The organism is Pseudomonas sp. TE21394 (assembly GCF_054057835.1).
The window spans coordinates 3,784,653-3,805,726 of the sequence record NZ_JBSRZR010000001.1; the positions used below are offsets into that span (position 1 = coordinate 3,784,653).

Here is a 21,074-nt window from a genome sequence, read left to right on the forward strand (position 1 = left end):
ATCCGCAGCAGTTTGCACCGTGCCAGGGCGGGACCCCGCCCTGGCAGTGGTTGGCTACGACGCCTTCACCTGCAGAAACGCCGCCTCCAGCAACTGCCGGGTATACGGATGTTGCGGCGCGTGGAAGATCGCCTGCGCGTCCCCTTGCTCAACCACCTGGCCGTGCTTGATCACCATCAACTGGTGGCTCAGCGCCTTGACCACCGCCAGGTCATGGCTGATGAACAGGTAGGTCAGGTTGTACTTCTGCTGCAGGTTGCGCAGCAGTTCCACCACCTGGCGCTGCACGGTGCGGTCCAGCGCCGATGTCGGTTCATCCAGCAGGATCAGCGCCGGCTTCAACACCAGGGCCCGGGCAATGGCAATGCGCTGGCGCTGGCCACCGGAAAACTCATGTGGGTAGCGATGCCGGGTGCGCGGGTCCAGACCGACTTCCTCCAGCGCAGCAATGATCGCCGCTTCCTGCTCCTGTGGGGTGCCGATGCGGTGAATGCGCAGCCCTTCACCGACGATGTCCGCCACGCACATGCGCGGGCTCAGGCTGCCGAACGGGTCCTGGAACACCACCTGCATTTCCCGCCGTAATGGCCTGACTGCCTTCTGGTTGAGGCATTCGAGCTGTTGCCCGTGGAAGCGAATCCCGCCCTGGCTGGCAATCAGCCGCAGGATTGCCAGGCCCAGCGTCGACTTGCCCGACCCGGACTCGCCGACAATCCCCAGCGTCTGCCCCTGCGGCAGGCTGAAGTTGACACCGTCCACGGCCTTCACATGGTCGACCGTTCGCCGCAGCAAGCCTTTCCTGATCGGGAACCACACCTTGAGGTCGTCCACTTCAAGCAACGGCGCGCCCACCGGGTTGTGCGCCGGCAGCCCGCTGGGCTCGGCATTGATCAGCATCTGCGTGTAGTGGTGCTGCGGGGCGCTGAACAGCCTGGTGCATTCAGCCTGCTCGACGATCTGCCCGCGTTGCATCACGCACACCCGGTGGGCGATGCGCCGCACCAGGTTGAGGTCGTGGCTGATCAGCAGCAGGGCCATGCCCAGGCGCGCCTGTAGTTCCTTGAGCAGGTCGAGGATCTTCAGCTGCACGGTCACATCCAGCGCCGTGGTCGGTTCGTCGGCAATCAGCAGGTCGGGTTCGTTGGCCAGCGCCATGGCGATCATCACCCGCTGGCGCTGCCCGCCCGACAACTCGTGGGGCAGGGCCTTCAAGCGCTTGCGCGGCTCGGGGATACCGACCATCTCCAGCAGCTCCAGCGTACGCGCCGTCGCTTCCTTGCCGCTCAGGCCCTTGTGCAGCAGGAGAATCTCGTTGATCTGCTTCTCGATGCAGTGCAACGGGTTCAGCGAGGTCATCGGCTCCTGGAAGATCATTGCAATGCGGTTGCCGCGGATGCGCTGCAGGCTCTTCTCGTTCTGCTGCAGGAGGTCCTTGCCCTCGAAGCGGATGCTGCCGCTGGGGTGGCGGGCGAGGGGGTAGGGCAGCAGACGCAGGATCGAGTGCGCGGTCACCGACTTGCCCGAGCCGCTCTCGCCGACCAGGGCCAGCGTCTCACCCTTGCGGATATCGAAGCTGATGCCATCCACGACGCGGTTGACCTGCTCCCCGGTGACGAACTCCACGGCCAGGTCGCGCACTTCGATCAGGTTCTGTTCACTCATGTCACTTCCTCGGGTCGAAGGCATCGCGGGCGGATTCGCCGATGAACACCAGCAGGCTCAGCATCAGCGCCAGCACGGCGAAGGCGCTGATGCCCAGCCATGGCGCCTGCAGGTTGGACTTGCCCTGGGCGACCAGTTCGCCCAGCGACGGCGCGCCTGGCGGCAGGCCGAAACCGAGGAAGTCCAGGGCGGTGAGGGTGCCGATGGCGCCGGTGAGGATGAACGGCATGAAGGTCATGGTCGAGATCATCGCGTTGGGCAGGATGTGCCGGTACATGATCGCGCCATTGCGCATGCCCAGGGCACGGGCGGCGCGCACGTATTCCAGGTTGCGCCCGCGCAGGAATTCGGCGCGTACCACGTCCACCAGGCTCATCCACGAGAACAGCAGCATGATGCCCAGCAGCCACCAGAAATTCGGTTGCACGAAACTGGCCAGGATGATCAGCAGGTACAGCACCGGCAGGCCGGACCAGACTTCCAGGAAGCGTTGCCCGGCCAGGTCGACCCAGCCGCCATAGAAGCCCTGCAACGCCCCCGCGATCACGCCGACGATGGAGCTGAGCAGGGTCAGGGTCAGGGCGAACAGCACCGAAATGCGGAAGCCGTAGATGACCCTTGCCAGCACGTCGCGGCCCTGGTCATCGGTGCCCAGCCAGTTATCTGCCGACGGCGGCGCCGGGGCCGGCACGCGCAGGTCGTAGTTGATGCTCTGGTAGCTGAACGGGATCGGTGCCCACAGCACGAAACTGTCCTTTTTCGCCAGTAGTTCGCGGATGTACGGGCTCTTGTAGTTGGCTTCCAGCGGGAATTCGCCGCCGAAGGTGGTTTCCGGGTAGCGCTTGAACGCCGGGAAATACCACGCGCCGTCGTAGCGCACGGCAATCGGCTTGTCATTGGCGATCAGCTCGGCGCCCAGGCTCAGGCCGAACAGGATCAGGAACAGCCAAAGTGACCACCAGCCACGGCGGTTGGCCTTGAAGCGCTCGAAGCGCCGACGGTTGAGGGGGGACAAGGCCATGTCAGTGCTCCCGGCTGGCGAAGTCGATGCGTGGATCGACCAGGGTGTAGGTCAGGTCGCCGATCAGTTTCACCACCAGCCCCAGCAGGGTGAAGATGAACAGGGTGCCGAAGACCACCGGGTAGTCGCGGTTGATGGCCGCCTCGAAGCTCATCAGGCCCAGGCCGTCGAGGCTGAAGATCACCTCGATCAGCAACGACCCGGTGAAGAAGATACCGATGAATGCCGAAGGGAACCCGGCGATCACCAGCAGCATGGCGTTGCGGAACACGTGGCCGTACAGCACGCGCGGCCGGCTCAGGCCCTTGGCCTTGGCCGTGACCACGTATTGCTTGTTGATCTCGTCGAGGAAGCTGTTCTTGGTCAGCAAGGTCATGGTGGCGAAGTTGCCGATGACCAGCGCAGTGATCGGCAGGACCAGGTGCCAGAAGTAGTCCAGCACCTTGCCGGTGGTGCTCAGTTCGTCAAAGTTGTTGGAGGTGAGGCCGCGCAGCGGGAACCAGTCGAAGTAGCTGCCGCCGGCGAACAGCACGATCAGCAGAATGGCGAAAAGGAACGCCGGGATGGCATAGCCGACGATGATCGCCGAGCTGGTCCACACGTCGAAGTGGCTGCCGTGGCGCACCGCCTTGGCAATACCCAGCGGGATCGACACCAGGTACATGATCAGCGTGCTCCACAGCCCCAGCGAAATCGACACCGGCATCTTCTCGATGATCAGGTCGATGACCTTGGCATCGCGGAAGAAGCTGTCACCGAAGTCCAGCCGCGCGTAGTTCTTGATCATGATCCACAGGCGTTCGGGCGCCGACTTGTCGAAGCCGTACATGCGCTCGATCTCGGCGATCAACGCCGGATCCAGGCCCTGGCCACCCCGGTAGTTGGAACCGGCCACCGACACTTCGGCACCGCCACCGGCAATGCGGCTGGTGGCGCCTTCGAAGCCTTCGAGTTTGGCGATCATCTGTTCGACCGGGCCGCCGGGGGCGGCCTGGACGATGATGAAGTTGATGATCAGGATGCCGAACAAGGTCGGGATGATCAGCAGCAGACGGCGCAGGATATAGGCCAGCATCTCAGTTGGCCTCGTCCGCTGGGGTTGTGCTGACCGCAGGCGTCACACCGGGCTTGATCCACCAGGTGTCGATGCCGATGTCGTACTTTGGCGATACCTTGGGATGGCCGATGTGGTTCCAGTAGGCCACGCGCCAGGTCTTGATGTGCCAGTTGGGGATCACGTAGTAGCCCCACAGCAACACGCGGTCGAGTGCGCGGCAATGGTCGATCAGGCTCTGGCGCGAATCGGCGTTGATCAATTGTTCCACCAGCTGGTCGATGGCCGTGTCGCGCAGGCCGATGAAGTTGCGGCTCCCGGGGTTGTCGGCGGCGGCGCTGGACCAGAACTCGCGCTGCTCGTTGCCCGGCGAGTTGGACTGCGGGTAGCCGCCGACGATCATGTCGTAGTCGCGTGAACGCAGGCGGGTGATGTATTGCGACACGTCGACCCGGCGGATGTTCAGCTCGATACCGAGGTCGGCGAGGTTGCGCTTGAACGGCAGCAGGATGCGCTCGAACTCGGTCTGCGCCAGCAGGAACTCGATGCTCACCGGCTTGCCCTGGGCGTCGACCATCTTGTCGTCGACGATTTTCCAGCCGGCTTCCTGCAGCAGCTTGTAGGCCTGGCGCTGCTGTTCGCGGATCATGCCGCTACCGTCGCTGACCGGATTGTGGAAGGCCTCGCTGAACACTTGCTCGGGCACTTTACCGCGCAGCGGTTCGAGGATTTTCAGCTCGCTGGGGCTGGGCAGGCCGCGGGCGGCCATTTCCGAGTTCTCGAAGTAGCTGCCGGTGCGGGTGTAGGCGCCATTGAACAGCTGCTTGTTGGTCCACTCGTAGTCCAGCAGCAGGCTCAGCGCCTGGCGCACGCGAATATCCTGGAACACCGGGCGGCGGATGTTGAAGATGAAGCCCTGCATGCCGGTGGGGTTGCCGTTGGGCAGCTCTTCCTTGATCAGGCGACCCTCGCGCACGGCCGGTACGTTGTAGGCGGTGGCCCAGTTCTTTGCGCTGACTTCCAGCGCATAGTCGAACGCTCCCGCCTTCAATGCTTCGAGGGCCACAGTGGTGTCGCGGTAGGAATCGAAGGTCATCACGTCGAAGTTGTAGAAACCGCGGTTGATCGGCAGGTCCTTGGCCCAGTAATCCTTGACCCGCTCGTAACGTACCGAGCGCCCGGCCTTCACTTCAGCGACCTTGTACGGGCCGCTGCCCAGCGGAATCTCAAGGTTGCCGCGGTTGAATTCGCGGTTTTCGTACCAGTGCCTGGGCAGTACCGGCAATTGCCCAAGAATCAGCGGCAGCTCACGGTTGTTCTTGTGCTTGAACCGGAACAGCACCTTCAGCGGGTCTTCGGCGACCACTTCGGCAACGTCGGAATAATACTGGCGGTACAGCGGCGCACCGTCCTTGATCAGGGCGTTGAAGGTGAATACCACGTCGTCGGCGCGCATCGGGTGGCCGTCGTGGAAGCGTGCTTCTGGGCGCAGGTAGAAGCGCACCCAGCTATTGTCCGGGGCCTTCTCGATCTTGCCGGCCACCAGGCCGTACTCGGTGAACGGCTCGTCCTGGCTCTGGCGCATCAGGGTGTCGTAGATGATGCTGATGTTCTCGGCCGACACGCCCTTGTTGATGAACGGGTTGAGGCTGTCGAAGCCGCCGAAGCTGGACTGGCGGAAGGTGCCGCCCTTGGGCGCGTCGGGGTTGACGTAGTCGAAGTGCTTGAAGTCGGCCGGGTATTTGGGGTTCTCGTCGTACAGGGTGAGGGCGTGTTGTGGTGCGGCCAGGGCGGGAAGGCTCAGGCAGGCAAGCAACAGGCTGCCGGCCAGCTGGCGCAGTCGGTGCGTTGGCATCATTGGGCTTTCTCCGAAGTCTTGATCCACCAGCTGTTCAGCCCGAGGGTGTAGGGCGGCGTGGTGACGAAGGCGAACCGGTTGCGGTAGGCCAGGCGATGATTGTCGAGGTACCAGTTGGGAATCATGTAGTACTGCCATGAGAGCACGCGGTCCAGGGCGCGGGCGGCAGCCACCTGGTCATCGCGGGTGCGGGCGGCCAGCAGGGTGTCGAGCAGGTGGTCGACAACCGGGTCCCTGACCCCAGCATAGTTCTTGCTGCCCTTGGTCGTGGCCTGGCTGGAATGGAAGTACAGCCACTGTTCAAGGCCAGGGCTCAGGGTCTGGTTCAGGGTCATCAGGATCATGTCGAAGTCGAACTGGTCCAGACGCTGTTTGTACTGGGCACGGTCGACGGTGCGCAAGTGTGCATCGATGCCGATACTGGCCAGGTTTTCGACATAAGGTTGCAGGATGCGTTCAAGGTTGGGGTTGACCAACAGCAGCTCCATGCGCAGTTGCTGGCCCTTGCTGTTGACCAGGCGCTGGCCATCGAGTTTCCAGCCGGCTTCGGCGAGCAGGCCGAGGGCCTGGCGCAGGGTCTGGCGACCGATGCCGCGGCCATCGGTCTGGCTGACCTTGTACGGTTCGTTGAACAGCCTGGCCGGCAACTGGTCACGGAAGGGCGCCAGCAGCAGCCACTCCTTGCCGGTAGGCAGGCCGCTGGCGGTGAAATCGCTGTTGGGGTAGTAACTGGTCGAGCGGCGGTAGGCGCCGCTGAACAGCGCGCGGTTGGTCCACTCGAAGTCGAGCATCAACCCCAGTGCCTGGCGTACCCGTGGGTCGCTGAAGGTCACCCGCCGGCTGTTCATGAACAGGCCTTGGGTCTGGGTGGGGATGCGGTGCGGGATCTGCGCCTTGATCACCTCGCCACGGCGCACGGCCGGGAAGTTGTAGCCGTTGGCCCAGTTCTTCGCCTGGTGCTCGATATAAATGTCGAATTCGCCGGCCTTGAACGCTTCGAAAGCCACCGTGGCATCGCGATAGAACTCATATTCGACGCGATTGAAGTTGTACTTGCCACGGTTTACCGCCAGGTCCTTGCCCCAGTAGTTCTTCACCCGCTCGAACACCAGCCGGCGCCCGGGCTGGACTTCGCTGATGCGGTACGGGCCGCTGCCCAGCGGCGGTTCGAAGGTGGTGGCCTTGAAGTCGCGCGTTTGCCAGTAGTGCTTGGGCAGTACCGGCATCTCGCCCAGGCGCAGGATCAGCAGCGGGTTGCCGGCGCGCTTGAACACGAAGCGGATGCGCAGCGGGCCGAGGATATCCACCCGCTGCACTTCCTGCAGGTTGGTGCGGTAGATCGGGTGGCCGTCCTTGAGCAACGTGCGGTAGGAGAACGCCACGTCTGCCGAGGTGATCGCCCTGCCGTCGTGCCAGCGTGCTTCCGGGCGCAGGTTGAATACCACCCAGCTACGGTCCTCGCTGTATTCCACCGAGCGTGCGATCAGGCCATAGCTGGAGGTTGGCTCGTCGCCGGACGGGTCGTACTGGCCAGTGCCGACCATCAGCGGTTCGTTCAGCTCGCTGATGCCATATTGCTGGAAATTGGGCGTGGTGACCGGGCTCGACCCTTTGAAGGTATACGGGTTGAGCGTGTCGAAGGTACCGAAAGCCATGGCCCGCAAGGTGCCGCCCTTGGGCGCATGCGGGTTGACCCAGTCGAAATGGGTGAATGTGGCTGGGTACTTGAGCGTGCCGAACTGCGCGTATCCGTGGCTTTCGCTCACCATCGCGGCTGCGGGAAAGCTCAAGGCCAGGCTGAATGACAGCAGGAGGGGACGTATCAAGTCGGCATCCGATCCAGAGGCGTTGGGCTTTGATCGGGGTACAGTAACAGCTTGGTGGGGTTGGAAAAAGAGTGCCGCCTTCGGGGATTGCAGGGGCCGCATCGGGTGCAAGCCCTGCATAGTCCCGGTGGGTGCTGGCTTGCCGGCGATGGCGCGCGGAGCGGCCCCTGGGTTACATCAATGCGAGAGGTAGACGGTAAGGGTCTGGCCCGGCTTCAGGGCATGGCCACTGCGCGGGTTCCAGCGCTTGAGGTGCTGCATTTCGACGTTGAAACGCTTGGCCACCAGGTACAGCGAGTCGCCCTTGCGCACCTTGTATTGGGTGGAACGCTTGCCGGATGCCGCTACCCGGTTCGCAGCCGCACCTGGGGCATTGCCGCCACGCAGGGCCAGAACCTGGCCAGCGCGTACGCTGTTGCCTGAGAGCCGGTTCCAGCGCTTGATGTCCTTGACCGAAACGCGGTTGGCCTTGGCAATACTGCCCAGGTTGTCGCCGCGCTTGACCCGGTAGCTGCGCGCCGCCACCGGTGCACGGGCTTCCGCCACGGCACGGGCGAACACGGCCTTGTTCGGCTGCAGGCTGACCAGTTGCTCGGGCTTGAGGTTGGACAGGCTGTCGCTCAGCAGTTGCGCCTTTGCCGTCGGCACCAGCAGTTGCTGCGGGCCGTCCACGGTCATGCGTTTCTTGTACGCCGGGTTGAGCTGGATCAGCTCGTCTTCGTCGATGTTGGCGAAGGCCGCTACACGCGACAGGTCGAGACGGTCGTTGATGGCCACCGCCTCGAAGTAGGGTTCGTTGGCGATCGGGCTCAGGTTCACGCCATAGGCTTCCGGCGTCAGAACGACCTGCGACAGGGCCAGCAGCTTGGGCACGTAGTCGCGGGTTTCCTGGGGCAGCGGCAGGTTCCAGTAGTCGGTCGGCAGCCCGAGCCGTTCGTTGCGTTCGATGGCGCGGCTGACAGTGCCTTCACCGGCGTTGTAGGCGGCCAGGGCCAGCAGCCAGTCACCGTTGAACATGTCGTGCAGGCGGCTGAGGTAGTCCAGCGCGGCGTTGGTCGAGGCGGTCACGTCGCGACGGCCATCGTAGAAGTTGGTCTGGCGCAGGTTGAAGTGGCGGCCGGTGGACGGGATGAACTGCCACATGCCCGCAGCGTGGGCGCGCGAGTAGGCCATCGGGTTGTAGGCACTTTCGATGGCTGGCAGCAGGGCCAGTTCCAGCGGCATGTCGCGCTCTTCCAGGCGCTCGACAATGTAGTGCAAGTAAAGGCTGCCGCGCTCGCCGGCGGTTTCGATGAAACTCGGGTTGCTGGCGAACCACAGGCGCTGCTGTTCGATGCGCGGGTTGACGTCGATGTTGTCCTGCAGGGCAAAACCCTGGCGCATGCGTTCCCACACGTCCTGGGGCGGCTGCTCGGCCGGCTTGACCTGCAAAGGTGACGGCTTGTGCTTGATCCGTGCCTGGTAGTTGTGCGCGCGAACGCTATCGGATTCGTCGAGCTGACGGGTGCTCTGGCAGCCCACCAGGGTGGCGGCCAGGGTCAGCGCACTGATTTGGGCCAGGCGCGTCAGGGCGACGGAATGAGAGGTTCTGCGGCTACTTGAAGACATCGGCTGACACAGGTTTCCGGGCGAAAAATTTCGGCGATTCTAGAAACCGCTCCGGGCCGGGTCAACCGTTGAGCCTCGCTTGCGATATATCTTGGGGTTATCAGAAGGTGTCCTTCCAAGACCTCAAGGCAGCAAAAACAGCGACATGCGAGGGGTTTGTATGTCCCTTCCATTCGTCTGCTTTTTGTTTAACTAATGTTTCAGAGGTGCGCAGGAAGGGGTTGGTCAGGCGTTCGAGGCCGATCGTTGATGGCAAGGTGATGCGATTTTCGGCACGCAGGCGAGTAACGTCCGCGAACCGTTGCAGAACATGCAGGTTGGCGGGTTCCACCGCCTTGGCAAAACGCAGGTTGCTCAAGGTATATTCATGGGCGCAGTACACCTCAGTGTGCTCAGGCAGCGCCGCCAGGCGGGCCAGGGCCGGCTGCATCTGCTCGGGGGTGCCCTCGAACATGCGTCCGCAACCGGCGGCGAACAGGGTGTCGCCACTGAACAGCACGGGGGTGGCCGGCTGGTCGCTGAAAAAAGCGATATGGCCGAGGGTGTGGCCAGGCACGGCCAGCACCTGGAAGGTCGTATCCAGTACCGTCACCAGGTCGCCGTCGTCCAGCGCCAGGTCACGGCACGGAATGCGCTCCCTGGCCGGGCCGCATACCCGTGCCCCGGTCAGCTGCTTGAGCCGTTCCACGCCGCCGACATGGTCATTGTGATGGTGGGTGACGAGGATGTCGCTCAGCACCCAGCCTGGGTGCGCCGACAGCCAGCCTTCCACTGGGCCGGCCGCTCCCGGGTCGACCACCGCGCAGCGGCGTTTGGCAGTATCCTGTAACAACCAGATGTAGTTGTCGGAGAAAGCGGGGAGAGCATCGATCTGTATCATGGTGCGGATCCGATTCGCCTAGCGTGGCACATGAAGGCATCTTAGCCGCGATGGCGCGGTGCGAGAACCTTCGAGGGAGAGCGCAATGACCGACCAAGCCTTTGCCCAGGCCGACCCGGACTGGGTCAAGCTGATCAGCCTGGCCCGTGAGTGGTTCAACGGCCCACTCGGACAGCTGATGCTCAAGGAGGAGGAAAAACTGCTGGAAGAAGAACTCGGGCGCTTCTTCGGCGGCTACCTTGTTCACTATGGGCCGTGCGCCGAGCCGCCACCCAGCGCCCCGCAGGTGCAGCGCAACGTGCGCCTGGGCGCGCCGCTGCCAGGGGTGGAGATCGTCTGTGAAGAACAGGCCTGGCCGCTGAGCGAGCACGCCGCCGACGTGGTGGTGCTGCAGCATGGCCTGGATTTCAGCCTGTCGCCCCACGGGTTGCTGCGCGAGGCGGCCAGCGCGGTTCGCCCTGGCGGGCACCTGCTGATCGTCGGCATCAACCCGTGGAGCAGTTGGGGCGTGCGCCATCTGTTCAGCCATGGCGCCTTGCGCAAGGCCCGCTGCATCTCGCCTTCACGGGTTGGGGACTGGCTCAACCTGCTGGGCTTCGCGCTGGAGAAACGCCGCTTCGGGTGCTATCGTCCGCCGCTCGCCTCTGCCGCCTGGCAGCAGCGGCTGGCGGGTTGGGAACGCCTGGCCGGGGGCTGGCAGGGTTCCGGTGGCGGCGTCTACCTGCTGGTGGCGCGCAAGATGGTGGTAGGCCTGCGGCCGCTGCGCCCGGAGCGTCGCGAACCGATGGGCAAGCTGCTGCCGCTGCCGCTGGCCAAGGTCAACCGCACGGTGGCCAACCCGGATACTGAAAAGCACTGAACATGAGTGGTACATGAGCGAAAGCGTCGAGATGTTTACCGATGGTGCCTGCAAGGGCAACCCCGGCCCGGGCGGTTGGGGGGTCCTTATGATCTACAAGGGCGTCGAGAAGGAACTGTGGGGCGGCGAACGCGAAACCACCAACAACCGCATGGAACTGATGGCGGCGATCCAGGGGCTGATGGCGCTCAAGCGCGAATGCGAGGTGGTGCTGACCACCGACTCGCAGTACGTGATGAAGGGCATCAACGAATGGATGGTCAACTGGAAGAAGCGTGGCTGGAAGACCGCGAGCAAGGAGCCGGTGAAGAACGCCGACTTGTGGCAACTGCTGGATCAGCAGGTCAACCGCCACAAGGTGACCTGGAAATGGGTACGCGGGCATATCGGTCACCCCGGCAACGAACGCGCCGACCAGCTCGCCAACCGAGGGGTCGATGAGGTGCGCGCGCAGCGCTGAGCTGGGGTACAATCGCTGCCTTTGTGACTGATGCAAGTTGGAGCGCCCCGCGTGGAGCAGCAGCAAGATAAGCGGTTTGTCATTCTCGATACCGAAACCACGGGTATGCCGGTCAGCGAAGGCCACCGGATCATCGAGATCGGCTGTGTCGAGGTGATCGGTCGGCGCCTGACCGGGCGGCACTTCCACGTCTACCTGCAGCCGGACCGCGAGAGTGACGAGGGCGCCATCAACGTCCACGGTATCACCGATGCGTTCCTGGTCGGCAAGCCACGCTTTGCCGATGTCGCCGAAGAATTCTTCGAATTCATCCAGGGCGCCACGCTGGTCATCCACAACGCGGCGTTCGACGTTGGCTTCATCAACAACGAGTTCGCCCTGCTGGGCCAGCACGACCGCGCCGACATCTCGCAGCACTGCACCGTCCTCGACACCCTGCTGCTGGCGCGCGCGCGCCATCCGGGGCAGCGTAACAGCCTCGATGCGCTGTGCAAACGCTACGACATCGACAACTCGGGCCGTGAACTGCACGGCGCACTGCTCGACTCGGAACTGCTGGCTGATGTCTACCTGGCGATGACCGGTGGCCAGACCAGCCTGTCGCTGGCGGGCCACGGTGCCGACGCCGAGAGTGACGGGCAGGCGGCGGGTGGCAGCGAGATCCGCCGGATTGTCGGGCGTGCACCCGGGCGGGTGATCATGGCCAATGCCGAGGAGCTGGAAGCGCATGCCGAGCGCCTGGCGGCGATTGCCAAGTCGGCCGGTGGGCCCTCGATGTGGCAGGCTTTGACCGAGACAACTGGCGGCTGAATTTTCGTCTTGGGTTGTGTGGTGTCGGTGAGATCGAGCGCCGCCCGCGCGGCGCTCGATTTACGCGCCACCTCAACCTCAAGACAGGCACGTCAACTACCCTGAAATGGACGCCATGTCCTTCGGAGGTAGCCACCTGATGTACAAGGACCTCAAGTTCCCCATCCTCATCGTCCACCGTGCCATCAAGGCCGACAGCGTTGCCGGCGAGCGTGTGCGCGGTATCGCCGATGAGCTGAGCCAGGACGGCTTTACCGTCATCAAGGCCGCCGACCACGCCGAAGCGCGCCTGGTCGCCACCACCCATCACGGCCTGGCCTGCATGCTGATCGCCGCCGAAGGTGTCGCCGAGAGTACCCACCTGTTGCAGAACATGGCCGAGCTTATCCGCTTGGCTCGCCTGCGTGCGCCCAACCTGCCGATTTTCGCCCTGGGCGAGCAGGTCACCCTGGAAAATGCCCCTGCCGAAGCCATGAGCGAGCTCAACCAGCTGCGTGGCATCCTTTACCTCTTCGAAGATACCGTGCCGTTTCTCGCGCGCCAGGTCGCCCGTGCGGCGCACGCTTACCTCGATGGCCTGCTGCCACCGTTCTTCAAGGCCCTGGTGCAGCATACCGCGCAGTCCAACTATTCCTGGCACACGCCGGGCCACGGCGGTGGCGTGGCCTACCGTAAAAGCCCGGTGGGCCAGGCTTTTCATCAATTCTTCGGGGAGAACACCCTGCGCTCGGACCTGTCGGTTTCGGTACCGGAACTGGGCTCGCTGCTCGACCACACCGGCCCGCTGGCCGCAGCCGAGGCCAGGGCGGCGCGCAACTTCGGCGCCGACCATACCTTCTTCGTCATCAACGGCACCTCCACCGCCAACAAGATCGTCTGGCACGCCATGGTCGGCCGTGACGACCTGGTATTGGTGGACCGCAACTGCCACAAGTCGGTGGTGCATGCGATCATCATGACCGGCGCCATCCCCCTGTACCTGTGCCCCGAGCGCAACGAACTGGGGATCATCGGGCCGATCCCGCTCAGTGAATTCAGCCCCGAGTCGATCCAGGCCAAGATACAGGCCAACCCGCTTGCGCGCGACCGTGGCCAGCGCATCAAGTTGGCAGTGGTGACCAACTCCACCTACGACGGCCTGTGCTACCACGCCGGGCTGATCAAGCAGACCCTCGGCGCCAGTGTCGAGGTGCTGCACTTCGACGAAGCCTGGTTCGCCTATGCGGTGTTCCACGGCTTCTTCACCGGGCGCTACGCCATGGGCACGGCCTGTGCGGCGGACAGCCCACTGGTGTTCAGCACCCATTCCACCCATAAGCTATTGGCCGCGTTCAGCCAGGCCTCGATGATCCACGTGCAGGACGGGGCCAGGCGCCAGTTGGACCGGGACCGCTTCAACGAAGCGTTCATGATGCACATTTCGACCTCGCCGCAGTACAGCATCCTCGCCTCGCTGGACGTGGCCTCGACCATGATGGAAGGCCCGGCCGGGCATTCACTGCTGCAAGAGATGTTCGACGAGGCCCTGAGTTTCCGTCGGGCCCTGGCCAACCTGCGCGAGCACATTGCCGCAGACGACTGGTGGTTCAGCATCTGGCAACCGCCGGGCACCGAAGGCATCCATCGCCTGGCCGCCCAGGACTGGCTACTGCAGCCGGGCGCCGAGTGGCATGGTTTCACCGAGGTGGCGGATGACTACGTGCTGCTCGACCCGCTGAAAGTGACGCTGGTAATGCCTGGCCTGAGTGCGGGCGGTGCGCTGGGCGAACATGGCATCCCGGCGGCGGTGGTCAGCAAGTTTCTCTGGGAGCGCGGGCTGGTGGTGGAAAAGACCGGCTTGTACAGTTTCCTGGTGCTGTTCTCCATGGGCATTACCAAGGGCAAGTGGAGCACGTTGCTCACCGAGTTGCTGGAGTTCAAACGCCACTATGACGGCAATACACCGCTGAACGAATGCCTGCCCAGCGTAATGGCTGCCGATGCGTCGCGCTACCAGGGCATGGGCTTGCGCGAGCTGTGCGACCAGTTGCATGGCTGCTACCGCAGCAATGCCACGGCCAAGCAACTGAAGCGGCTGTTCACCCGCTTGCCGGAAGTCGCCATGAGCCCGGCCAGTGCCTATGACCAGATGGTGCGTGGCGAAGTGGAGGCGGTGCCGATCGAGGCGCTGTCGGGGCGGGTGGCGGCGGTGATGCTGGTGCCGTACCCGCCGGGCATTCCATTGATCATGCCAGGGGAACGGTTCACCGAAGCGACCCGCTCGATACTCGACTACCTGGCCTTTGCCCGTGCGTTCAACCGAGGCTTCCCCGGCTTTCTCGCCGACGTGCATGGCCTGCAGAACGAAGGTGGCCGCTACACGGTGGATTGCATCAAGGAATGCGAATGAGCTCGACGCCGCTGCGGGCCAGTTCGAAGCGGTTTTCACCCAGATGGTTGACCTTGTCGCCGATGGCCAGGCGGTAGGTGGTGATGGGGGCGCCCAGCGTGCTGCCGTCCACTTGCAGGGTCGACTCCTGAAACTCGTGCACGGGGTAGATGCGGCCTTCGGCGTCACGGGCGTGGAATTGGCCGACCATTACTGCTGCCATTTGGTTGAAAACCTCTGAATTGCGTAGGGAATGTCTGAACGGATAGACCGTGGAACCGCGTCGGAAGTTTTCGCCCTCGGAAAAAAAACCAAAGTGGCGAACAACGGTCATCTATAACTACAACGTCCCTTAACCCAGCAAAGTTGGAAATTGCCATGACCCAGGTGTATTCGGTAGCAGTCGTCGTCGGAAGCTTGCGCAAGGACTCCTACAACCGCAAGGTTGCCCGTGCACTCTCGGAGCTGGCGCCGTCCAGCCTGGCCCTGAAAATCGTCGAGATCGGCGACTTGCCGCTGTACAACGAGGATGTCGAGGCCGATGCGCCGCCGCAATCGTGGAAGCGTTTTCGCGATGAGATCCGCCGCAGCGATGCCGTGCTGTTCGTCACCCCGGAGTACAACCGGTCGGTGCCGGGCTGCCTGAAGAATGCCATCGATGTCGGCTCGCGGCCCTACGGGCAAAGTGCCTGGAGTGGCAAGCCGACGGCGGTGGTCAGTGTATCGCCGGGAGCCATTGGTGGCTTTGGTGCCAACCATGCCGTGCGGCAGTCGCTGGTATTCCTGGACATGCCATGCATGCAGATGCCCGAAGCCTACATTGGCGGTGCGGCGAGCCTGTTCGACGAGGCCGGCAAGCTCAACGACAAGACCCGGCCGTTCCTGCAGGGTTTCATCGACAAGTTCGCTTCGTGGGTGAAGTTGAACAGGGCGGTTTGACCGCCTTGAGCGGCCTGGTGTCGCGAAGGGCTGCGCAGCAGCGCTTTGGGACACCACGCCAGCTGTGTGCAGCGCTTCAGCGGAAGCTGTAGGAAACCCCGGCATACACAGCGAACCCTTCGCCCGGTGTCGAGCGGGCCACGTCCTTGCCCGCGTCGTTGTAGCCGGGTGTTACCGTTGCCGCATAGCGTTTGTTGGTCAGGTTGCGCAGGTCAAGCCAGGTCTGCCAGTCCTGTTTCGGTGAATTCCAGCCGAGGCGCGCGCCGAGCAAGGCATAGGCCTCGGCGTGGTAGCTGTTGGCATAGTCGACTTGCACTTTCGACGCCATCTGCGTGTTGATCCCCGCGTAGAAGCCGCTGGGCCAGTCGTGGCGCAGCTCGGCCTGGTAGTAGTGCATCGGGATGCCGGGCAGGCGGTTGTCGCCGAACTGGTCGTCGTCGCGGTAGTGGAAGTCACTGAAGGTGTAGGCCTGGCGCAAGCTGAGCCTGCCAGCCCCGGCGTGTTCCCACAGCGTGCTGTCCAGGCCCGCTTCCACCCCCTGGTGCACGGTGGCGCTGGCATTGAATTCCTTGGCCGGAGCGCCCTGCAGGATTTCCACGGCCAGCAGTTCATGTCGCACCTGCGCGTAATACCAGGCCAGGTCCCAATGCCCTATTGCCGAATCGCCGCGCGCGCCCAGCTCCAGCGTGGTGGCTGTCTGGTTCTGCATTTCGATTGGTTGGTAGGCGGTCGGCGCGCTCCAGATCAGCGCCCAGGGATGCGGGGGTTCGACCGAGCGACTCAGGTTGCCGTACACCTGCAAGTTCGGGCGGATGTCATAGCGCAGCCCCAGGCGAGGTGCATAGTCCCAGTCATGCAAGCTCACCTTGCCGCCTTCGGCAGGGTAGGTCACCGCACTTTCGCGGCGGGTGTAGACCAGCGCCAGGCCAGTGGTCAGCCACAGGTCCGGCACCAGTTCCAGGTCATTGCCGGCATGCAGCACGGTGTCCGAACCTTGGTAGGTGAAGTCGCGGGTACGCTTGCCGAACACCTCGCCAGTACGTTCGAATTGCGAGGCGCCGCTGTTGGGCAGGTGCTTGGTGGTGCGCCAGCCAACGGTGGTCTTGCTGTCGTGGCCCATCAGGGTGTCGCGGCGCAAGTAATTCAAGGTGCCGCTGACATCGGTGTAGGCTACCTTGAGGCGCATCGGGCCTTCGCGCAGGTCCATCGGGTAGTCGTGGTAGACCAGGCCGGCTTCCAGGCGTGCATCGTCGTCGAGGTAGAAGGTGGTCTTGTTGCCCAACCAGGTGCTGCCCGGTTGAGGACGGCTGTCATCGCGAGCCAGGTAGTTCGGGTTGGCAGCGCGGGGGTGGTGCTTGATCTGTTCCTTGGTCAGGCGCCCGGCCAGTTCGTTCTCGGTTTCCCGATAACGCAGGTAGAAGCGGGTTTCCAGGTCAGGGTTGAAGCGGTAGCCGAAGTTGGCGGCAACGCCTTTCGCACTGCCACTGCTGTGCGCCTGGTAACCGTCATACTCCGAATCGGTCAGCGCCAGGTAATAGTCGAAGTTGCCCAGTACCTGGCCCGAACTCACCTGGCGGTGCTGATAGCCACGGCTGCCGACTTCGTAACGCACCTGCAGCGGCGCGGCGTCGTAGCCGGTGTGGGTGATGTAGTTGAGTGCTCCGCCCAGGGCCAGCGCGCCGTGGTCAAAGCCATTGGCGCCACGCAGCACTTCGGCACTGCTCAGCCACAGCGGCTCGAACAGTTCGTACGGCGTACCGCCCGGGCCGGTCAGGGGCAGGCCGTCGAACATCGTGTAGATCCCGGAGCCATGGGCCCCTGGGGCGCGGTTGATGCCCGAGCCGCGGATCGACAGCTTGATGCCATCGTTACCGGCTGATTGGGCGAATACCCCGGGCTGGTAGGCAAGCACGTCCTGGTTGCTTGCGACCCGGCCTTGTCCTGCTCGCTGCATGTCCACCAGGTTGGTCGCCCCAGGCACCTCGCGCAGGCGTTCGCTGGCTGCGCTCAGGTCATTCTGCTCCTCGTCGGTGATCAGCACCTGGCCCAGTTCGACCGAGGAAGCCGCCGCAGGCTGGTTGGCAGCCAAAGCGGCCAGCAGGCCAAGGCAGGACGATAGGGGCAAAACGCAACGCATTGTACGACTCCAGGTAACAGGACAAATGACAACGGCGTTGAGACGAGCGAAATCACGCATAAAGCACGAAGAAAGCCGGCATATTTGCTGCTGGTTTCATTAGGGGTTTTGTACGAAAGTTCTCTACAAGCCGCTGTGGTAGAGCCGCACGGCACGCGCTTCGTAAGGTGGCCGCAGATCGGCAGCGATGCCTCTCTCAATCACCTGCGGAGTTCAGACATGAATGACCACGCGCGACATTCGCAGCACCTCCCGGCGGACGCCCCGGTTCGCCTGACGCCACGTGAACAGCAAGTCCTGTTGTGGTGTGCCTACGGCAAAAGTTCCTGGGAGATCGGCCAGATCCTGGCGTGCAGGGAATCGACGGTGAATTTCCATGTGTCGAACATCCTGCGCAAGTTCGATGTGTCCACCCGGGTGGCAGCAGTGATCAAGGCCATTCGCTATGGCATGCTGGCCGAGCAGTGAGGGGCGAACATGGGCAACGATCCTCTGTTTCCACGGTTTGCCGATAACCATGACCCGTTCTGGCCACGGATAGCTCTGGGCAGGCTGCGCGAGCGGCTGCACCTGCACTCGTCTGTCAGCGAAACCGCACTGGAAGTGGCCGCCCGCTGCGCGGCCATCGACGCGGCACGCGAGTTCGCCCGCTGGCGGGCGGTACTGCGCAGGCGAGGTTACAAGCGCCTCGAGGACGTTGCCAGGCATGACCATGGGCGCGCATTGCGGGTGTGCTACTTGCGCTTTATCGAGGCTGCGGTCCGCTACAACCTGGGGGCAGTTGCTTGCTTGCCCACTGCACGTCGAGGGCGCAACCATGCCTGAAGTCGACATTTTCGACACGCCGTGCACCGCGCTCGTGGCGTTGCTGGAGGTGGATGGCAGTGTGCTGTTCGCCGCGCTGTTGGGGGCACTGTTGGTGAGTGCGGCGCGTGACCGGCTGATCACCAATACGGCCAGGCGCCTGAAGCTGGGCAAGAAAGTGCTGCTGGTATTCGTGACCGTGGGAGTGGGCCACTTGTTCGAGCCGCTGGTGTCGGCACTGGCGCCCTTGTTGACACGTGGCATGGCGGCTTTCGTGGCCGCCGTGGTCGTGATCCCGATCAGCCTCAAGGTCATGGTCTGGCTGGATACACTGGACCCACGCGAGCTTATCCGGCGCTGGCGAAAACAGGATTAGCCGGTGGCTGCCGCGCCCAGCGCATTCAGTTTCTGTTCCAGTTGCTGGATGCGTTGCTTGTCCTTGATGAGCAGCAGCACGGCTTGACGATCCGCGGGCGATAGCGTCCGCAGGCGGGTGAGCATGTCGTACTCCCAGTCGGCGTCATCCGCGGCTGAAGGGGCGGTGGCGACTTCACCCAGCAGTAGCCAGTCCAGCGAGCAGCCGTGCTGTCGGGCCAGGTCTATGCACAACGAATAGGGAATGCTGTCGCGCACCTTCCAGCTGCTCAAGGTCTGTGGGCTGATCGACAGCTTGCGCGAGAGCTCGGCATCGGTCTTGGCGCCGGTCAAAAGCTTGAGGCGGGTGAGCACTGCAGCAAGTACGTGAGTACTCATAACAGATATCCATGACTGGTTTATTGATATTCCATGGGCTTAAACTACTCGTTATGAATACAGCCCTGCGTTTTAAGGAGCATTTCTGCAATGAAAAACATCGAACTGACGAACAATTCCAAGTTTGCAGCCAATACTGACACAGCTGCGCGATTATTCTTAGGGAGCATTACGTTGAAACATGCTTGCAGGTACGTGCCGTGAGTACTTACAAGTTGGTTTGCCCGCATTGCCACAGCCGGATGCGTATACGCACCAGTGAAGGGCGCCATATTTTCCTGCGCATTGCCTATTTGCAATGCACAACCGAGGCGTGTGGCTGGTCAGTGCGTGCCGAATTCGAAATGACCCATGAACTTTCACCCAGCGGTATGCCCAACCCGGAAGTTTACCTGCCCTCGGCCAATGGTGAATTGCGCAGGGCGGCGTTGCCGACGGTAGCCCAGGGCGCAGCCGATGAATGAGGTGCCACTGGATGCGATGACCCTACCTGCAGATCAGACAAGGCAAATAAAAAAACACCCCGCATGAGCGGGGTGTCTTGTTTTGCCGGGGTAATCAGCCGATCAGTTGCAGGCCCGCTTGCTGGACCATTTCCAGCAGCGGCTGCGGGTACACGCCAAGCACGAAGGCGAGAATGGCGATGGCCAGCAGCATAACGCCGCCGGTGCGCTGTTCCCACTTCAGCGGGGCGTCATGGCGACGCAGGTTCGGCTCGACCAGGTACAGGGTGACCATGACGCGCAGGTAGTAGTAGACACCGATGGCGCTACCGATCACCAGCGCACCGACCAGCCACCACAGGTGCGACTCGACGCCGGTGGCGATGATGTAGAACTTGCCGATGAAGCCAGCGGTCAGCGGGATACCGGCCAGCGACAACATCATCACGGTCAGGACTGCGGTCAGGTACGGACGGCGCCAGAACAGGCCGCGGTACTCGTACAGCGCATCGGCGTCACGGCCGGCATAAGGCGAGGACATCAGGGTGATGACGCCGAACGCGCCGAGGCTGGTGATCACGTAGGTGACCAGGTACACGCCCATGGCTTCCAGGGCCAGGCCCTTGCTGGCGACCAACGCGATGACCAGGTAGCCGAAGTGGGCGATGGACGAGTAACCGAGCAGACGCTTGAGGTTGCTCTGGGTCAGTGCCAGCAGGTTACCGATCAGGATCGAGGCCACGGCGATAACCGCCAGCACGGTGCTCAGCACGCCGCTGCTGGCCGCAGGGGAGAGCATGAACAGGCGGACCACCACGGCGAACACCGCCACCTTGCTGGCAGTGGCCAGGAACGCGGCGACCGGCGCCGGGGCGCCTTCGTACACGTCCGGAGTCCACAGGTGGAACGGTACCAGCGACAGCTTGAAGGCCAGGCCGACCAGCATCATGGCCAGGCCCAGCTGGGCCAGCAGGCTTGGCATGCTGGTGGCAGCCAGGGCCTTGCCGATCTGGTCGAAGCTCAGGCTGCCGGCGTCGGCGTACAGCAGGGCCATGCCGAACAGCAGGAACGCCGAGCCGGCAGCCGACAGCACCATGTATTTGATGCCGGCTTCGAGCGAGCGCTTGTTGAAGAAGGCATACGCCACCAGGCCGTAGACCGGTACCGACAGCAGCTCCAGGCCGATGAACAGGCCGGCCAGGTGGTTGGCGCTGACCAGCACCAGGCCGCCGAGAGCCGACATCAGCAGCAGCAGGTAGAGTTCTTCACGGTTGCCCGGGAAGCCCTTGGCGCCTTCGCCGAGGTAGGCGTGGGCGAGGGTGACGCAAGCCAGCGTGGCCACCAGCATGATCGCCATGTACAGGCAGGCGAACTTGTCGATGGTCACCAGCGAAGTGACTGCCAGCGGCGCAACCTTCAGCGCCGGCAGGATCGACAGCAGGGCCAGGTTGAGGCCCACGGTGGACAGCAGGAAGGTCTGCGAGTGGTTGCGCTTCCAGGCGATCGCCAGCATCACCACCACCGTGGTGATGGTGGTGATCAGCATCGGCGCCAATGCGATGAAGTGTTGAGTGGTGAATTCCATAGCGCTC

The 21,074-nt window shown here is 63.3% G+C and carries 20 protein-coding genes; 9 read left to right on the forward strand and 11 right to left on the reverse strand.

Annotated features, from left to right (window positions below; translation table 11 throughout):
• Positions 1–54: 54 nt before the first annotated feature.
• From ACVWZT_RS17315 to gloB, 7 genes are all read right to left on the reverse strand, one after another.
• Complete coding sequence (locus ACVWZT_RS17315) at positions 55–1,662, reverse strand: ABC transporter ATP-binding protein (RefSeq protein ID WP_296233328.1); 1,608 nt, start codon at positions 1,660–1,662, stop codon at positions 55–57.
• Between the two features lies 1 nt (position 1,663).
• Positions 1,664–2,683: an ABC transporter permease gene (locus tag ACVWZT_RS17320; RefSeq protein ID WP_170030782.1), complete on the reverse strand. Its 1,020-nt coding sequence runs from the start codon at positions 2,681–2,683 to the stop codon at positions 1,664–1,666.
• Position 2,684: 1 nt separating this feature from the next.
• Positions 2,685–3,758, reverse strand: coding sequence for a microcin C ABC transporter permease YejB (locus tag ACVWZT_RS17325; protein ID WP_296233329.1), 1,074 nt, complete (start codon positions 3,756–3,758; stop codon positions 2,685–2,687).
• 1 nt (position 3,759) lies between these two features.
• Positions 3,760–5,595 (reverse strand): extracellular solute-binding protein, encoded by a 1,836-nt coding sequence (locus ACVWZT_RS17330; RefSeq protein ID WP_457470433.1) that lies wholly within the window; start codon positions 5,593–5,595, stop codon positions 3,760–3,762.
• Entirely contained in the window at positions 5,592–7,418 is a 1,827-nt protein-coding gene (locus ACVWZT_RS17335; protein WP_457472093.1) for an extracellular solute-binding protein, read from the reverse strand. The genes ACVWZT_RS17330 and ACVWZT_RS17335 overlap by 4 nt, the downstream gene beginning before the upstream one ends.
• A 180-nt stretch (positions 7,419–7,598) precedes the next feature.
• Positions 7,599–9,029: a transglycosylase SLT domain-containing protein gene (locus tag ACVWZT_RS17340; protein ID WP_457470434.1), complete on the reverse strand. Its 1,431-nt coding sequence runs from the start codon at positions 9,027–9,029 to the stop codon at positions 7,599–7,601.
• Between the two features lie 100 nt (positions 9,030–9,129).
• On the reverse strand, positions 9,130–9,909 hold the full coding sequence (gloB, locus tag ACVWZT_RS17345) for a hydroxyacylglutathione hydrolase (protein WP_457470435.1): 780 nt from the start codon (positions 9,907–9,909) through the stop codon (positions 9,130–9,132).
• Positions 9,910–9,994: 85 nt separating this feature from the next.
• Between gloB and ACVWZT_RS17350 the strand changes: the two genes are divergently transcribed.
• The 4 genes from ACVWZT_RS17350 to ACVWZT_RS17365 all read left to right on the forward strand — a co-directional run bounded on the left by ACVWZT_RS17350 (position 9,995) and on the right by ACVWZT_RS17365 (position 14,427).
• Positions 9,995–10,768 carry a class I SAM-dependent methyltransferase gene (locus ACVWZT_RS17350; RefSeq protein ID WP_296233336.1) on the forward strand — a complete coding sequence of 258 codons (774 nt, stop codon included), beginning with the start codon at positions 9,995–9,997 and terminating at the stop codon, positions 10,766–10,768.
• A gap of 13 nt (positions 10,769–10,781) precedes the next feature.
• Entirely contained in the window at positions 10,782–11,228 is a 447-nt protein-coding gene (rnhA, locus tag ACVWZT_RS17355; RefSeq protein WP_186674758.1) for a ribonuclease HI, read from the forward strand.
• A 51-nt stretch (positions 11,229–11,279) separates the two neighbouring features.
• On the forward strand, positions 11,280–12,038 hold the full coding sequence (gene dnaQ / locus ACVWZT_RS17360) for a DNA polymerase III subunit epsilon (protein WP_296233337.1): 759 nt from the start codon (positions 11,280–11,282) through the stop codon (positions 12,036–12,038).
• 139 nt (positions 12,039–12,177) lie between these two features.
• Positions 12,178–14,427: an Orn/Lys/Arg family decarboxylase gene (locus tag ACVWZT_RS17365; protein ID WP_457472094.1), complete on the forward strand. Its 2,250-nt coding sequence runs from the start codon at positions 12,178–12,180 to the stop codon at positions 14,425–14,427.
• Here ACVWZT_RS17365 and ACVWZT_RS17370 read toward each other — a convergent pair.
• On the reverse strand, positions 14,411–14,629 hold the full coding sequence (locus tag ACVWZT_RS17370) for a hypothetical protein (protein ID WP_225778501.1): 219 nt from the start codon (positions 14,627–14,629) through the stop codon (positions 14,411–14,413). The two genes, ACVWZT_RS17365 and ACVWZT_RS17370, sit on opposite strands and share 17 nt — an antisense overlap.
• A 155-nt stretch (positions 14,630–14,784) precedes the next feature.
• On the opposite strand from ACVWZT_RS17370, the gene ACVWZT_RS17375 reads away from it, so the two are divergent.
• Positions 14,785–15,345 (forward strand): NADPH-dependent FMN reductase, encoded by a 561-nt coding sequence (locus tag ACVWZT_RS17375; protein ID WP_225778500.1) that lies wholly within the window; start codon positions 14,785–14,787, stop codon positions 15,343–15,345.
• Positions 15,346–15,421: 76 nt separating this feature from the next.
• Here the strand turns inward: ACVWZT_RS17375 and ACVWZT_RS17380 are convergent, their stop codons facing one another.
• Complete coding sequence (locus tag ACVWZT_RS17380; protein ID WP_457470437.1) at positions 15,422–17,482, reverse strand: TonB-dependent receptor family protein; 2,061 nt, start codon at positions 17,480–17,482, stop codon at positions 15,422–15,424.
• Positions 17,483–17,701: 219 nt separating this feature from the next.
• On the opposite strand from ACVWZT_RS17380, the gene ACVWZT_RS17385 reads away from it, so the two are divergent.
• From ACVWZT_RS17385 to ACVWZT_RS17395, 3 genes are read left to right on the forward strand one after another with little or no spacing between them, the layout of a single operon-like run.
• Positions 17,702–17,950: a helix-turn-helix domain-containing protein gene (locus tag ACVWZT_RS17385; RefSeq protein ID WP_296233341.1), complete on the forward strand. Its 249-nt coding sequence runs from the start codon at positions 17,702–17,704 to the stop codon at positions 17,948–17,950.
• Between the two features lie 9 nt (positions 17,951–17,959).
• Positions 17,960–18,307, forward strand: coding sequence for a head completion/stabilization protein (locus ACVWZT_RS17390; protein ID WP_457470438.1), 348 nt, complete (start codon positions 17,960–17,962; stop codon positions 18,305–18,307).
• A complete protein-coding gene (locus tag ACVWZT_RS17395; RefSeq protein WP_296233344.1) occupies positions 18,300–18,662 on the forward strand; it encodes a hypothetical protein in 363 nt (120 codons plus the stop codon). Before ACVWZT_RS17390 ends, ACVWZT_RS17395 begins: the two co-directional genes overlap by 8 nt.
• On the opposite strand, the gene ACVWZT_RS17400 is transcribed toward ACVWZT_RS17395, so the two are convergent.
• On the reverse strand, positions 18,659–19,039 hold the full coding sequence (locus ACVWZT_RS17400) for a helix-turn-helix domain-containing protein (protein WP_296233345.1): 381 nt from the start codon (positions 19,037–19,039) through the stop codon (positions 18,659–18,661). The genes ACVWZT_RS17395 and ACVWZT_RS17400 overlap by 4 nt on opposite strands.
• A 200-nt stretch (positions 19,040–19,239) precedes the next feature.
• Here ACVWZT_RS17400 and ACVWZT_RS17405 point away from each other — a divergent pair, with 200 nt between their 5' ends.
• Positions 19,240–19,503 carry an ogr/Delta-like zinc finger family protein gene (locus ACVWZT_RS17405; protein WP_296233360.1) on the forward strand — a complete coding sequence of 88 codons (264 nt, stop codon included), beginning with the start codon at positions 19,240–19,242 and terminating at the stop codon, positions 19,501–19,503.
• Positions 19,504–19,597: 94 nt separating this feature from the next.
• Here ACVWZT_RS17405 and nuoN read toward each other — a convergent pair whose 3' ends face one another.
• Positions 19,598–21,067, reverse strand: coding sequence for an NADH-quinone oxidoreductase subunit NuoN (nuoN, locus tag ACVWZT_RS17410; RefSeq protein WP_296233346.1), 1,470 nt, complete (start codon positions 21,065–21,067; stop codon positions 19,598–19,600).
• Between the last annotated feature and the right edge of the window lie 7 nt (positions 21,068–21,074).

Excerpts from the sequence above, each read along its gene's own strand:
- ACVWZT_RS17315 (WP_296233328.1), bottom strand. The coding sequence starts at position 1,662 with ATGAGTGAACAGAACCTGATCGAAGTGCGCGACCTGGCCGTGGAGTTC.
- ACVWZT_RS17320 (WP_170030782.1), bottom strand. The coding sequence starts at position 2,683 with ATGGCCTTGTCCCCCCTCAACCGTCGGCGCTTCGAGCGCTTCAAGGCC.
- ACVWZT_RS17325 (WP_296233329.1), bottom strand. The coding sequence starts at position 3,758 with ATGCTGGCCTATATCCTGCGCCGTCTGCTGCTGATCATCCCGACCTTG.
- ACVWZT_RS17330 (WP_457470433.1), bottom strand. The coding sequence starts at position 5,595 with ATGATGCCAACGCACCGACTGCGCCAGCTGGCCGGCAGCCTGTTGCTT.
- ACVWZT_RS17340 (WP_457470434.1), bottom strand. The coding sequence starts at position 9,029 with ATGTCTTCAAGTAGCCGCAGAACCTCTCATTCCGTCGCCCTGACGCGC.
- gloB (WP_457470435.1), bottom strand. The coding sequence starts at position 9,909 with ATGATACAGATCGATGCTCTCCCCGCTTTCTCCGACAACTACATCTGG.
- ACVWZT_RS17350 (WP_296233336.1), top strand. The coding sequence starts at position 9,995 with ATGACCGACCAAGCCTTTGCCCAGGCCGACCCGGACTGGGTCAAGCTG.
- rnhA (WP_186674758.1), top strand. The coding sequence starts at position 10,782 with ATGAGCGAAAGCGTCGAGATGTTTACCGATGGTGCCTGCAAGGGCAAC.
- ACVWZT_RS17365 (WP_457472094.1), top strand. The coding sequence starts at position 12,178 with ATGTACAAGGACCTCAAGTTCCCCATCCTCATCGTCCACCGTGCCATC.
- ACVWZT_RS17370 (WP_225778501.1), bottom strand. The coding sequence starts at position 14,629 with ATGGCAGCAGTAATGGTCGGCCAATTCCACGCCCGTGACGCCGAAGGC.
- ACVWZT_RS17375 (WP_225778500.1), top strand. The coding sequence starts at position 14,785 with ATGACCCAGGTGTATTCGGTAGCAGTCGTCGTCGGAAGCTTGCGCAAG.
- ACVWZT_RS17380 (WP_457470437.1), bottom strand. The coding sequence starts at position 17,482 with ATGCGTTGCGTTTTGCCCCTATCGTCCTGCCTTGGCCTGCTGGCCGCT.
- ACVWZT_RS17385 (WP_296233341.1), top strand. The coding sequence starts at position 17,702 with ATGAATGACCACGCGCGACATTCGCAGCACCTCCCGGCGGACGCCCCG.
- ACVWZT_RS17390 (WP_457470438.1), top strand. The coding sequence starts at position 17,960 with ATGGGCAACGATCCTCTGTTTCCACGGTTTGCCGATAACCATGACCCG.
- ACVWZT_RS17395 (WP_296233344.1), top strand. The coding sequence starts at position 18,300 with ATGCCTGAAGTCGACATTTTCGACACGCCGTGCACCGCGCTCGTGGCG.
- ACVWZT_RS17400 (WP_296233345.1), bottom strand. The coding sequence starts at position 19,039 with ATGAGTACTCACGTACTTGCTGCAGTGCTCACCCGCCTCAAGCTTTTG.
- nuoN (WP_296233346.1), bottom strand. The coding sequence starts at position 21,067 with ATGGAATTCACCACTCAACACTTCATCGCATTGGCGCCGATGCTGATC.